General features: G+C 72.2%; 9 protein-coding genes and 4 pseudogenes. 8 read left to right on the top strand and 5 right to left on the bottom strand.

Annotated features, from left to right (window positions below; all coding sequences use genetic code 11):
- Positions 1 to 285 precede the first annotated feature (285 nt).
- Both LRS04_RS23725 and LRS04_RS23720 read left to right on the top strand, forming a co-directional pair.
- Positions 286 to 948 carry a sugar transferase gene (locus LRS04_RS23725; RefSeq protein ID WP_308238218.1) on the top strand — a complete coding sequence of 221 codons (663 nt, stop codon included), beginning with the start codon at positions 286 to 288 and terminating at the stop codon, positions 946 to 948.
- A 12-nt stretch (positions 949 to 960) separates the two neighbouring features.
- Positions 961 to 1,692, top strand: coding sequence for a phosphatase PAP2 family protein (locus tag LRS04_RS23720; protein ID WP_257818507.1), 732 nt, complete (start codon positions 961 to 963; stop codon positions 1,690 to 1,692).
- A gap of 8 nt (positions 1,693 to 1,700) precedes the next feature.
- Here the strand turns inward: LRS04_RS23720 and LRS04_RS23715 are convergent, their stop codons facing one another.
- Positions 1,701 to 2,342, bottom strand: coding sequence for an arylesterase (locus LRS04_RS23715; protein WP_257818506.1), 642 nt, complete (start codon positions 2,340 to 2,342; stop codon positions 1,701 to 1,703).
- Positions 2,343 to 2,393: 51 nt separating this feature from the next.
- Between LRS04_RS23715 and LRS04_RS23710 the strand changes: the two are divergent.
- Positions 2,394 to 3,066: pseudogene (locus tag LRS04_RS23710) on the top strand (ABC transporter ATP-binding protein).
- Positions 3,063 to 5,648 (top strand): FtsX-like permease family protein, encoded by a 2,586-nt coding sequence (locus LRS04_RS27265; protein ID WP_308238217.1) that lies wholly within the window; start codon positions 3,063 to 3,065, stop codon positions 5,646 to 5,648. The pseudogene LRS04_RS23710 and the gene LRS04_RS27265 overlap by 4 nt, the downstream one beginning before the upstream one ends.
- 45 nt (positions 5,649 to 5,693) lie before the next feature.
- Here LRS04_RS27265 and LRS04_RS23695 read toward each other — a convergent pair whose 3' ends face one another.
- Positions 5,694 to 6,674 carry an amidase gene (locus tag LRS04_RS23695; RefSeq protein ID WP_257818504.1) on the bottom strand — a complete coding sequence of 327 codons (981 nt, stop codon included), beginning with the start codon at positions 6,672 to 6,674 and terminating at the stop codon, positions 5,694 to 5,696.
- 46 nt (positions 6,675 to 6,720) lie between these two features.
- Positions 6,721 to 6,975 (bottom strand): annotated as a pseudogene (locus LRS04_RS28500) (amidase family protein); the annotation flags it as partial.
- Positions 6,976 to 7,043: 68 nt separating this feature from the next.
- Between LRS04_RS28500 and LRS04_RS23690 the strand changes: the two are divergent.
- The 3 genes and pseudogenes from LRS04_RS23690 to LRS04_RS23675 all read left to right on the top strand — a co-directional run.
- A pseudogene (locus LRS04_RS23690) lies at positions 7,044 to 8,369 on the top strand (phosphoenolpyruvate carboxylase); the annotation flags it as partial.
- A 22-nt stretch (positions 8,370 to 8,391) separates the two neighbouring features.
- A pseudogene (locus tag LRS04_RS23685) lies at positions 8,392 to 9,764 on the top strand (phosphoenolpyruvate carboxylase).
- A complete protein-coding gene (locus LRS04_RS23675; RefSeq protein WP_257818502.1) occupies positions 9,765 to 11,174 on the top strand; it encodes an AMP-binding protein in 1,410 nt (469 codons plus the stop codon). It abuts the pseudogene before it with no gap.
- Between the two features lie 7 nt (positions 11,175 to 11,181).
- Here the strand turns inward: LRS04_RS23675 and LRS04_RS23670 are convergent, their stop codons facing one another.
- Together LRS04_RS23670 and LRS04_RS23665 are read right to left on the bottom strand one after the other, a co-directional pair.
- The gene (locus LRS04_RS23670) at positions 11,182 to 11,760 is read right to left on the bottom strand and encodes a Crp/Fnr family transcriptional regulator (RefSeq protein WP_257818501.1); all 579 of its coding nucleotides are present in this window, start codon (positions 11,758 to 11,760) and stop codon (positions 11,182 to 11,184) included.
- Positions 11,735 to 11,935, bottom strand: coding sequence for a hypothetical protein (locus tag LRS04_RS23665; RefSeq protein WP_257818500.1), 201 nt, complete (start codon positions 11,933 to 11,935; stop codon positions 11,735 to 11,737). Before LRS04_RS23665 ends, LRS04_RS23670 begins: the two co-directional genes overlap by 26 nt.
- A gap of 301 nt (positions 11,936 to 12,236) precedes the next feature.
- On the opposite strand from LRS04_RS23665, the gene LRS04_RS23660 reads away from it, so the two are divergent.
- Positions 12,237 to 12,878, top strand: coding sequence for an SDR family NAD(P)-dependent oxidoreductase (locus LRS04_RS23660; protein ID WP_257818499.1), 642 nt, complete (start codon positions 12,237 to 12,239; stop codon positions 12,876 to 12,878).
- The last annotated feature ends 9 nt before the right edge of the window (positions 12,879 to 12,887 follow it).

Genomic DNA, 12,887 nt, shown 5'->3' with positions numbered 1-12,887 from the left:
AGCTCAACCTGCGCCGGCAGCCTGTCCTGGATGAGGGCGGCCGCGCCGCCGCCTAGCCGATCCGGCAATCGAAGGTGAATCGTCGGTCTGCCCGGCGCGCCATGGCCCATGCCTGGCGCGCCTCGACGCATGTCCGCCGTTTGAATTTGCGGTCCGCCGGCATGGTTGAAATTCCGTTGATAAAATTACGGAACCCTACACCGAGGCTTGGGGTTTCAGCGCCGATCCTGGCGGGGACTGGCTTCGCCGGACAGCTTCCGAAGTATCCGATGTCTGAATTTGCATATGCCGGCGAGGTCCTTGGCGGGACCCGCATCAAGGCGCGCAGGGTCCCCCCTGGACCAGCCGCTCACCGAAGCCATGAACCTGGTCGTGGCTGTCCTTGCACTGATCTTCCTGGCGCCGATCATGATCGCCGTGGCGATCGCGGTCTATGCCCAGGACGGCGGCCCCATCCTGTTCGCCCACCGCCGGCTCGGCCGCGACGGGCGCCACTTCCACTGCCTGAAGTTCCGCAGCATGGCCGTCGACGCCGAGAAGCGGCTGAGGGACCTGCTGGCCAGCGATCCCCAGGCTCGCGCGGAGTGGGAAGCCGACCACAAGCTGCGCAACGATCCCCGGGTCACGAAGCTCGGCGAGTTCCTGCGCAAGACCAGCCTCGACGAACTGCCGCAGCTCTTCAACGTGCTGCGCGGCGAGATGAGCCTCGTGGGGCCGCGCCCCATCGTCGATGGCGAGATCGCCAAGTACGGCCGGCGCTTCCGCCAGTACTGCGCGGTCAAGCCGGGCATCACGGGCCTCTGGCAGGTCTCGGGCCGCAACGACACCACCTACCGCGCCCGGGTCGCCATGGACTGCGTCTACGCCGCCCGCCGCAGCGCGCTCATGGACTTCCGCATTCTCGTCCTGACCGTGCCGGCGGTGCTTGCCCGCAAGGGGTCCTACTGATCATCTGAGCGCATGGATCTGAAGATTGGGGAGCGGCTGGACCCGAGGCGCCGGCCGCTCCTGACGCTGATACGGTGGATCGAGGGGCAGGTTCTCCTCATTCTCCTCGCCGCCGCCGCCGCCCTGTGGGCCTTCCTCGAGATCGCCGACGAGGTGTCGGAGGGCGAGACCGAAGACCTCGACCATCGTCTCCTCCTTTCGCTGCGCAATCCCGCCGATCCGAACGATCCGCTGGGGCCGGGCAACCTGGAGGAGGCCCTGCGCGACGTTACGGCGCTGGGCGGCTTCACGGTGCTGACCCTGGTGACCGTCGCCGGCGCGCTCTTCTTCCTGTTCCACCGCAAGCGCCTGCATGCCGCCGTCCTGGTCGGGACGGTGCTCACCGCGCAGTTCGCCAGCAGCTTCACCAAGGCCCTCTATGACCGGCCGCGCCCGGACCTGGTGAGCCACGGCTCCTACGTCTATTCCGGGAGCTTCCCGAGCGGCCACTCGATGCTCTCGGCGGTGACCTACCTGACGCTCGCCATGCTGATCGCCAGCCTGGAGACCCGCCGGGCGACCAAGATCCTGGTCTATGTGCTGGCGATGCTCCTGTTGATCGCGGTCGGCCTGTCGCGGATCTATCTCGGGGTCCACTGGCCGAGCGACGTGCTCGGCGGCTGGACGCTCGGCGCGGCCTGGAGCCTCGTCGCCTGGATCATGCTGCTGAAGCTCGGCGGCAGGACCGCGCCGCCCACCGACTAGGTCCGGCGCTAGGCCTGCTGCGACAGCGCCTTGGCGACCATCGGCGCCAGCCTGCGGGCGATCACCTGGACCCCGCGGGCGTTGGGATGCAGGCCGTCCGGCTGGATCAGCGCCGGCACCCGCGCCACCCCGGCCAGGATGTTCGGATAGAGCGGCACCCGGTGGGTGCGGGCGAGCGCCGGGAACACCGCGTTGAACTCCCGGGCATAGCCGCCGCCGATCTCCACCGGCGCCTCGATCCCGCAAAGCACGACCGCCTTGTTCCGCTGTTTCAGCCGGGTGAGCAGCCGGTCGAGGTTCGCCTGAACCGTCCTGGGCGGGAGGCCCTGCAACAGGTCGTTGCCGCCCAGCGCCACGACGCAGACCGCCGTATCCGGCTGGACGCTGAAGTTCACCCGCGCCAGCCCGCCCGCCGTCGTGTCGCCGGCCACGCCGGCGTTGCGGACCATGGCCGCGACGCCCCGGGCCTTCAGTTCGGCCTGAAGCTGGGCGGGCAGGGCGGCGGCGGCCGGCAGGCCGTAGCCAGAGCTGATGGAATCGCCCAGCAGCGTCACCACCGGGCCGCGCGCGGCGAACGCGGTGGCGGGGAGGGCGGCGAGGCCGGCGGCGATCAGCCCGCGGCGCGAAACGAAATTGGTGCTGTCCGACATCTGCATCCTATCTAGGGTCGGCCTGCGCCCATCCAAGCCTTCGAGGTATCCTTGAACGACGCCCCGCCGCTCCGCCTCGACGACGTCGTCCTCACGCTGCCGTCCGCGGCCGGACCGGTGGAGATCCTTCGCGGCCTCACCGTGCACGTGGAGGCTGGCGAACGTGTGGCGCTGGTCGGGCCCTCCGGTTCGGGCAAATCGTCGCTGATCGCAGTGGCCGCGGGGCTGGAGCGGCCCACCGCCGGCAAGGTGGAGCTGTTCGGCCGCAACCTGGCCCGGCTCGACGAGGATGGCCGCGCGAAGCTGCGCCGCGGGCGGGTGTCGCTTGTCTTCCAGAGCTTCCACCTGCTGCCCAACATGACGGCCGAGGAGAACGTCGCGGCCCCGCTTGAGATCGCCGGGGTGCGCGAGGCCACGGCGACCGCCCGGACCTGGCTCGATCGGGTGGGCCTCGCCGCGCGGTCCCGGCACTATCCCCACCAGCTCTCCGGGGGCGAGCAGCAGCGGGTGGCGCTGGCCCGCGCGCTGGCGCCCCGGCCGGCGCTCCTCTTCGCCGACGAGCCCACCGGCAACCTCGACGCCGCCAACGCCGCCCATGTGGCCGACCTGATCTTCGACCTGACCGCGGGAGACCGGCGCGGCGCTCGTGCTCGTCACCCACGACGAGAGCCTCGCCGCCCGGGCCGACCGGACGGTGCGGCTCCGCGACGGGCAGGCCGCATGATCCCGCTCTCGCTCCCGCTTCGCCGCCCGCGAATTGCGCGGCGGCGTGCGCGGCTTCCGCATCTTCCTGGCCTGCCTGGCGCTGGGCGTGGCGGCCATCGCCGCGGCCGGCTCCACCGCCGAGGCCTTCCGGCGGGGCCTCTCCGCCGAGGCGCGCGACATCCTGGGCGGCGACCTCGCGGTCTCGGTCCAGAGTCGGGTCTTCACGCCGGCCGAACGCCAGGCCTTCGAGCGCCGCGGGCCGGTCGCCTACGCCGCCGCCCACCGGGCCATGGCCGAGGCGCCGGGCGGCGAACGGCGGCTCGTGGAGCTGCGCGGCGTGGACGCCGCCTATCCGGCCGCGGGCCGGGTGGTGATCGGAGGGGAGGGGACTTCCAGAACGTCATCCGCCGCCGCGGCGACGCCTGGGGCGCGGCGGTGGAGCCGGCCCTCCTCGACCGCCTGGGCCTGAAGCTCGGCGACCGGTTCCTGGCCGGCAACGTGCCGCTGGTCGCCGCCGCCATCCTGGAGGAGGAGCCCGACCGCCTCTCCCGCGGCTTCGCGCTGGGCCCCCGCGTGCTCACCAGCCTGGAGGCCGTCGAGGCCGGGGGCGGGCTGAAGCCCGGCCTGCCGTTCGGCGTCACCGCCCGCATCGTCCTGCCCCCATCCGCCGACCTCGCCGCCGCCGAGGCCTCGCTCGGCCGGGAAAAGCTCGGCGGCGGTCTGCGCATCCGCACCCGCGACGAGGCCGCCCAGGGGCTCAACCGGATGGTCGACCAACTGGAGTACTTCCTGGCCTTCATCGGCCTCGCCTCGCTGGTCGCCGGCGGCCTGGGCGTCTATGGCGCGGTGAACGCCTATCTGGCCGGCCGCAAGCCCGCGATCGCCACCCTGAAGGCGCTGGGCGCCGAGGGCCGGCTGGTCCGCGACACCTATCTGATCCAGGTGGCCGTTCTGGCCTTGCTCGGCGTCGGCATCGGCCTGGGGGTCGGGGCCGCCGCGCCCATCGTCCTTGGCCGGCTCGTGGCGGACGAGCTTCCGGTCCCGGCCCTGTTCGCCGTCTATCCCGGACCGCTCGCGAAGGCCGCCGCCTTCGGCCTGCTCAGCGCCGCGGCCTTCTCGCTGGCCCCGCTCGGCCGCGCGCGCCAGACGCCGCCGGCCAGCCTGTTCCGCAAGGATCTCACCGCCCGCCTGCGGTTCGGACCGGAGTTCGCCGCCGCCCTGCTGGCCGGCGCAGGGTTGGCGGGCCTCGCCGTGGTCACCGCGCCGACGCTCCTGACCGCCACCCTGATGATCGCCGGGGTCGCCGTCGCGTTCGGCCTGCTCTGGGCGCTCGGGGCGGGCGCGGCCATGCTGGCCGGACGCCTGCGGACCGGAGCCCGCGGCCCGTTGCGGATCGGCCTCGCCAACCTGGCCGGTCCGGGCTCGGCTGCGCGCACCGCCACCCCGGCCATCGGGCTTGGGGTCGCCCTGCTGGCCGCCGTGGTGCTGATCCAGTCGAGCCTGTTGCGCCAGGTGTCAGAGATCGCGCCCCGGTCCGCCCCGGCCCTGGTGTTCACCGAGATCCCGCCCGAGCGCGCGGCGGCGTTCGACGCGGCGGTGGCCGGCGCCTTCCGCGCGCCCCTGACGCCGGACAGCTATCTGCGCGCGCCCATGCTGAACGGCCGGATCACGGAGCTGAACGGGCGGCCGGTGGAGCGCGACCGCATCAAGCCGTCGGAGCGCTGGGCCTACGACGCCTCGGTCAGCCTCTCGGCCATCGGGCAGGAGCCGCCCAATGCGGCGATCGTCGAGGGGCGCTGGTGGCCGGCCGACTATTCCGGGCCGCCCCTGGTCGCCATGAGCGACGAGGTCGCCGCCGGCGGCGGGTTGAAGCTCGGCGACACCGTCACGGTCCAGCTCTTCGGCCGCGACATCACCGCGAGGATCGCGGTCCTCCGCAAGGTCGAGCTCGGCGGCTTCGGGGCGACCTTCCCCCTGGTCCTGACACCCAGCGCCATCGAGGGGGCGGAGCCCCGCCACGTGGCCATCGCCAAGGCGACCCGGGACCAGGAGGCGGCGGTCACCCGCGCCCTTGGGGCCGACTTCCCGGAGGTGAACGTCATCTCGGTGCGCGAGCAGCTCGAGGCGGCCACCGAACTCTTCGATCGCTTGGCGCTGGCGATCCGCGGCGCGGCGGGCGTCGCGGCCCTGGCCGGCCTGCTGGTGCTCGCCGGCGCCATCGCCGCCCGGGCCCGCGAGCGCACGCGCGAGGCCGCGACGCTGAAGGTGCTGGGGGCCTCGCGCGGACAGATCCTGCTCGCCTATGTCCTGGAGTATGGCCTCGTCGGCCTGATCGCAGGGCTGGCGGGGGTGGCGCTCGGCTACGCCGCGGCCTGGCCGGTGGTGGTGAAGGTCTTCGAGACCGACTGGAGCGTCGACTGGGGAGGCGTCCTGACGCTGCTGGCCGGCGCGGCCCTGATCACCGGCGCCGGCGGCCTGCTCGCCGCCTTCCAGGCCTTGTCGAAACGGCCCGCGCCGGCTCCGCGCGGAGTAGTTCCTCCCCCATCGGGGGGAGGGGGACCACGAAGTGGCGGAGGGGGTCCGCTCAGGGATCTCGGCTGACCCCCTCAGTCGGCTGCGCCGACAGCTCCCCCGATGGGGAGCGACTTACGTTTCGAACCCCCTCAGGTCGGGTGTCCGGCCGTTCCAGCCCGACACACGCTCGAACGCCGCGGCGACCGCCACCACCGTCGCCTCGTCCTTCGGCCGGCCCAGCACCTGCAGGCCCACCGGCAGGCCCTCGTCGGTGAGCCCGCAAGGCACGCTGATTCCCGGCAGGTCGAGGTAGTTGGCCGCCCGCGTCAGCCGGCTGAGCGGCGAGATCGTCTCGTCCACCTCCTCCATCGGCGGGGCCGGGATCGGGCAGGTGGGGCTCAAGAGGCCGTCGTAGCCGGCGAACCAGGCGTGGAACTCGGCCTGCTGGGCCGCACGGTCGGCATGGGCCGCCTCGAGCTTCGCCTCGGTGATCTCCCGGCCGGCCTCGAACCGGCGGACGATCCAGGGGTCCATCACCTCGCGGTGCGTCTCGATCCGGTCACCCCAGATCCGCCAGCCCTCGCCAGCCATCAGGAGGCCATTGGGCGCGAACGACCGATCCAGCGCGCTGGGCGGCGAGACCATCTCCACGCGAGCGCCCGTCCCGCGCAGCTTGTCGAGGGCTTCCACATAGAGGCGGGCGACTTCCGGATGCAGCTCGCCCAACTGGTCCACGGGGATCGCCGCCAGCTTGCGACCGCCGACGTCTCGGGCCAGGGCCGCTTCGGCGTCGAACGGCCCGCGCACCGCCGCCGCGTCGTCGGGTCCGGAGATCGCGCCCAGCATCCGCGCCGCCGTCGCCACGTCGCGGGCCAGGCAGCCCACGGTGTCCAGGGCGGGTGAGAGCGGATGCACGCCGCGAAGGCTGACGAGGCCGCGCGCTGGTTTCAGTCCCACCACCCCGCAGACCGCCGCGGGAATTCGCACCGAGCCGCCGGTGTCCGAGCCCAGCGCGCCGTCCACCAGCCCCGCCGCCACGGCCACCGCCGAGCCCGAGGACGAGCCGCCCGGCGCCCGGTGGACCTTGGCGTCCCAGGGGGTTCCACGGCGCACCGACCGCCCGGTTGGTGCCCCAGCCGCCATAGGCCAGCTCCACCGTGTGGGTCTTGCCGGCCGCGCTCCAGCCGGCCTGGAGCAGGCGCTCGACGACACGGGCGTGCCGCGGCGGGTTCGGCTCCAGCGGCACGACCGCCCCGCCGCCGGTCGGGACGCCCTCCACGTCGAACAGGTCCTTGATGGCGAAGACCGGACCATCGCTGTCCTCGCCCATCAGGGGCGGATCGAACACCCGCACGAAGGCCTGCAGCCGGCCGTCGTAGCGGCGGATGCGGTCGAGGGCCTCGTCGGGCGTCATGGTGTGCTCCTTGCGCAAACGCGCCGGACTATCGCCGACCGCATGGCGGGAAACCAGATGACGGCCGCATGCCCTTGCGTCATTCCTCCCCTCCAATGACCCAGTCGCTCCCCGATCAGCTGCGCGCCACCGTCCGGTTCCTCGGCAGGATCCTGGGCGACGTCATCCGCGCCGAGGACGGCGAGGCGGTGTTCAGCCAGATCGAGGAGATCCGCCAGGCCTCCGTCGCCTTCCACCGGGACGGGACGCCCGAGGCGGCCAGGCTGATGGCGGAGCGGCTGGGCCGGCTGTCGCTGCCGGACACCGTGCGCTTCGCCCACTCGTTCGCGGTCTTCCTGCAGATCACCAACATCGCCGAGGACCAGATCCAGCGCCGCCGCGGCCGGGCCGGGGACGCGCGTCCCGACACGCTCGCCGGCGCGCTCCGTAGCCTCAAGCCCGAAGGCGTCGGCCCCGAGGCCGTCGCCGAGCTGCTCAGGGGCGCCCTGATCGCCCCGGTCATCACCGCCCACCCCAGCGAGGTGCGCCGCAAGAGCGTGCTGGACCGCCAGAGCGCCATCGCCGGCGAGCTCGACGGCTTCGACCATGCCCGGACCGAGGCCGAGCGGGCCGCGATCGAGCGCGAGCTGCTGCGCGAGGTGTCGATCTTCTGGCGCACCCGCCTGCTCCGGAACGTGCGCATCGCCGTCGCCGACGAGATCGAGAACGCCGTCTCCTACTTCGACCGCAGCTTCCTGTCCGAGCTGCCGAGGCTCTACGCTCACTGGCGCGAGGTGCTGGGCGGCGAGGACCTGCCGAGCTTCCTGCGGGTCGGCTCCTGGGTCGGCGGCGACCGCGACGGCAACCCCTTCGTCACCGCCGAGGTGATGCGCCGGGCGCTGACCCGCCAATCGCGCGCGGCACTCAGGATGTACCTCGACCGCATCCACGCGCTCGGCGCCGAGCTCTCCATGTCGGCCGACTTGGTGGACGTGACCCCGGCGCTCCAGGCGCTGGCCGACGCCGCCCACGACGAGAGCCCGCACCGCGCCGACGAGCCCTATCGCCGGGCGCTGACCGGCATCTACTCGCGCCTCGCGGCGGCCTATCCGATCCTGACCGGCGAGGCGCCCGCCAGGCCGGGCGCCAAGGCGGCCCAGCCCTATGCCGCCCCGCAGGAGTTGAAGGCCGACCTGCAGGTGGTCCTCGATTCCCTGCTGGAGAAGCACGGCCCCGCCTTCGAGGCCGGCCCGCTGCCTGACCTGATCCGCGCCGTGGACGTCTTCGGCTTCCACCTGGCGACCCTCGACATGCGCCAGAACTCCGCCGTCCACGCCCGGGTGGTGGCCGAGCTCCTGAAGACCGCCGGGGTGACGACCGACTACGAAAGCCTGGACGAGGCGAAGCGCTGCGACCTGCTGACCCGGGAGCTGGGTCATGGCCGGCTGCTGGCCTCGCCGTTCGCCGCCTATTCCGGACGAGACCGCGCGGGAGCTGGAGACGCTGCGCACGGCCGCGGAGGTCAAGCGCCTCTACGGCGCCGACGCCATCCGGACCTACATCGTCTCGAACACTCAGTCGGTCTCGGACCTGCTGGAGGTCTATGTCCTGCTGAAGGAAGTGGGGCTCTACCGGCCGGGCGTGCCGCCCACCGCCGAGATCTTCTCCGAGCCCTTGTTCGAGACCATCGAGGACCTGCGCGCCGCCTCGAAGACCATGGCCCGCTACCTCTCGATCCCCCTGATCCGCGAGCTGCTCGCCGGCCCCGGCCTGCAGGAGGTGATGATCGGCTACTCGGACTCCAACAAGGACGGCAGCTACCTGACCTCCACCTGGGAGCTCTACAAAGGCTCGCGGGCGCTGGCCTCGGTGGTGCAGGGGGAGGGACTGCGGCTCCAGCTCTTCCACGGCCGCGGCGGGGCGGTCGGCCGCGGCGGCGGCTCCAGCTTCGAGGCCCTGCTGGCCCAGCCGCAGGGCACGGTGAACGGCCGCATCCGCATCACCGAGCAGGGCGAGGTGGTCGCCAACAAGTACGCCGACCCGGAGATCGCCCGCCAGAGCCTGGAGACGCTGACCGCCGGCGTCGTCCTGGCCTCGCTGCGCCGGCAGGCCGCCGACGAGCTGGCCGCGCCGCACGCCAAGGCGATGGATGCGCTGGCCCGGACCGCCATGGGCGCCTACCGGGCGCTCGTCTACGAGACCCCTGGCTTCGTGGACTACTTCTACGCGGCCACCCCGATCGCCGAGATCGCCGACCTCAACATCGGCAGCCGTCCGACCTCGCGGCAGGCGACGCGCAGCATCCAGGGGCTGCGCGCTATCCCCTGGGTGTTCTCCTGGTCGCAGTCGCGGGCCATGGCGCCGGGCTGGTACGGCTTCGGCTCGGCCGTGGAGAAGGGCGGGGTCTCGATCGCCCAGCTCCGCGAGCTCAACGAGACCTGGCCGTTCTTCCACTCGATGCTCGCCAACATGGAGATGGTGCTGGCGAAGTCCGACCTCGCCATCGCCGGCCGCTACGCCGGCCTCGTCGAGGACCGGGCGCTGGCCGAGTCGGTGTTCGGCGACATCCGCGCGGAGTGGGAGCGGACCCACGCGGCCCTGCTGGAGATCACCGGCCAGACGCAGCTTCTCGAGAAGAACCCGGACCTCGCCGCCGTCATCCGCTCGCGGCTTCCTACATCGACCCGCTCAACCACCTGCAGATCGAGCTGATCGGCCGCCGCCGCCGGGGCGACGAGGATGAGGCGGTCCGCGAGGGCATCCACCTGACCATCAACGGCGTCGCCGCGGGCCTCAGGAACACCGGCTAGATGTCTGAAAACCTGTACGAAATTCTGGCGGCCGGCTTCCCCGCCGACCGGACGAAGCCCTGCTTCCTGTTCGCCGAGGGCGGCGCCGTCAGCTACGGCGAACTGGAAGACCTGGTTGCCCGCACCGCCGCGCGCCTGGTCGCCGAGGGCGTGCGACCCGGCGACCGCGTGGCCCTGCAGGCCGAGAAGAGCTGGGCCGGGGTGGTGATCTACCTCGCCGCCCTGAAGGCCGGCGCCGTCCACCTGCCGCTCAACGCCGCCTACACGGAGGCGGAGGTAGACTACTTCCTGAAGGACGCCGAGCCCGCGGTCTTCATCACCGACGATGTCGCCTATGTCGATGGCGCGAAGGGCTTCGAGCCCCTGGGCGACGCCGTCGCCCGCTCAGCGGACGACCTCGCCTCGATCATCTACACCTCCGGGACCACGGGCCGCTCCAAGGGGGCGATGCTCAGCCACGGGAACCTGGCGGCCAACGCCGTCGCGCTCCACGACGCCTGGGGCTTCACGCCCGAGGACGTCCTGCTGCACGCGCTGCCGATCTTCCACGTGCACGGCCTGTTCGTCGCCCTGCACTGCGCCTTCCTGTCCGGCTGCCCGATGGTCTGGCTGCCGAAGTTCGCCGACGCCGAGGTCCTGAAGGGCCTGCAACAGGCGACGGTGATGATGGGGGTGCCGACCTTCTACACGCGGCTGCTGGCCAATCCGGCGTTCGACCGTCAGGCGGCGCGGAACGTCCGGGTGTTCATTTCCGGCTCAGCGCCCCTGCTGCCGTCGACCTTCGCCGAGTTCGAGGACCGCACCGGCCGGCGGATCCTCGAGCGCTACGGCATGAGCGAGGCGGTGATCATCACCTCCAATCCGCTCGACGGCGACCGGATCGCCGGCTCCGTCGGCTATCCGCTGCCGGGCGTCGAGCTCAGGATCGGCGGCGGGGAGGAGACGGGCGTCATCGAGATCCGGGGCCCCAGCGTGTTCGGCGGCTACTGGCGCATGCCGGAGAAGACCGCCGAGGAGTTCACGGCCGACGGCTTCTTCCGGACCGGCGACGTGGGCCGGCGCGATCCGGACGGTCGGGTGTGGATCTCCGGCCGGGCCAAGGACCTGATCATCTCGGGCGGCTACAACGTCTATCCGAAGGAGGTCGAGCTGGTGCTCGACGAGCTGCCCGGCGTCACCGAGAGCGCGGTGATCGGCGCGCCCCATCCGGACTTCGGCGAGGGCGTGGTGGCCGTGGTGATCGGCGAGGGGAACGAGGCCGCCCTGATCGCCGAGGCGCGGCGCCAGCTCGCCGCCTACAAGGCTCCCAAGCGCGTGCTGTTCGTGGACGAACTGCCGCGCAACGCCATGGGCAAGGTGCAGAAGAACGTCCTGCGCCAGCGCTACGCGGACCTGTTCGCCGCCGGCTGAACCTGCGTCAGGCGTTGGCCGCCGCGCCGCTCCCGTCCGCCGGCTTGAAGCCGGCGATGCCTACCAGCGTGTCCCGCTGCAACAGGATCGCCACGCCGGAGCGCAGCTCGATGAGCTGCTCGCGGCGGAGCTGCTGGAGGGTGCGGTTCACATGGACGATGGACAGACCCAGCACGTCGGCCATGATCTCCTGCGTCAGCGGCAGGGCGAACCGCTGCTGGTCGCCCAGCGCCGAAAGGTGGAGACGGTGTTGCAGCTCCAGCAGGAAGTGGGCGACCCGCTCGTAGGCGGTCTGCCGGCCGAGCCGGACCACATGGTCGAGCAGCAGCGCCTGCTCCAGCGCCTGGGCCTTGCGGAAGGCGCGCGCCAGGCCGGGCGCACGGCCGGCGCGCGACGGCCTCGACCAGGGGCTCCGCGTCGACGGTTTCCAGCGCGGTGAGCGCGACGGTTGTGTCCAGGGCGGGCGGGGCGGGGCGGTCGCCGAGGCCGAACGGTTCGCCGGGCAGGGAAAATCCGAAGATCTGGCGCCGCCCGTCCGGCAGCACGCGCTGGCGGCAGGCTCAACCGGACAGCACGGATCGGGCATGACCGCCCGGCTCACCCTCCACGATCAGTTCCTCGCCGGGGGTATGCCGCTCGCGGCGGTCGCCCAGCAGGCGGACGAGTTCAAGCTCCGCGTCGCTCAGGGCGGACAGCTGTCGCAGGCGGCGGATCACCGTGTCGAGCGGCCGCGGCGCAGCGCCCATCCTGTACCGGTCCATCATCCGGCTCTTCCCCCTGGCTGTGTGAACACGCGTTGAGGGCGCGGATTCCCGTGACTCAAGAACCCCAGCCTATGGCAAAGGTTCCCGCCCCGTCCGGCGGGTGGCCGACAGATGGCGCGCCGTGCGCGGACCGGCTAGACGCTCCTCCGGATATGCATCGGGAGGCCGCCATGGACCTGCAGCTCAAGGGCAAGACCGCCGTCGTCACCGGCGCGTCGCGCGGCATCGGCCGCCGGGTCGCCGACCTGTTCGCCGCCGAGGGCGCAATGTCGCCCTCTGCGCCCGCAACCCCGACCAGGTGGCCGCCGCCGTCCAGGATCTGCAGCAGGCCGGCGTCGAGGCCTGGGGCGAAGCGGTGGACATCGCCGACGGCCCGGCGCTGAAAGGCTTCGTCACGCAGGCCGGCGAACGGCTGGGCGGCATCGACGTGCTGGTCTCCAACGCCTCCGCCCTGGTGAACGGCGCCACCGAAGCCGATTGGCGGGCGATGTTCGAGATCGACATGCTGGGCGCGGTCCGCACCTTCGAGGCGGCCTTCCCGTTCCTGGAGAAGGCGGCGGCCGACAAGGGCGACGCGGCCTTCGTGATCGTCTCCTCGGTCTCGGCGGCGGAGACCTCGGGCGGCTCGGCCTACGGGCCGATGAAGGCGGCGCTGATCCACTATGCGAAGGGGTTGGCCCGCCAGCACGCGGCGAAGAAGGTCCGCGCCAACGTGGTCTCGCCGGGCACCGTGCTCTTCGACGGCGGCGTCTGGGGCGATGTCCGAGACCGGAACCCGGGCTTCTTCGCGCAGATGATCAAGCGCAATCCGACGGGACGCATGGCCACGCCGGAGGAGATCGCCGCCGCCGTGGTCTTCCTGGCGAGCCCCCGCTCGGCCTTCACCACGGGCTCGAACCTGCTCGTGGACGGAGCGATCTCCAGCCGGGTGAACTTCTGAGCGAACAGG

Source organism: Phenylobacterium sp. J367, assembly GCF_024699985.1.
GTDB lineage: Bacteria > Pseudomonadota > Alphaproteobacteria > Caulobacterales > Caulobacteraceae > Phenylobacterium.
The sequence above is the reverse complement of the archived record's forward strand: the minus strand, read 5'-3'. Positions and strand labels throughout refer to the sequence as shown.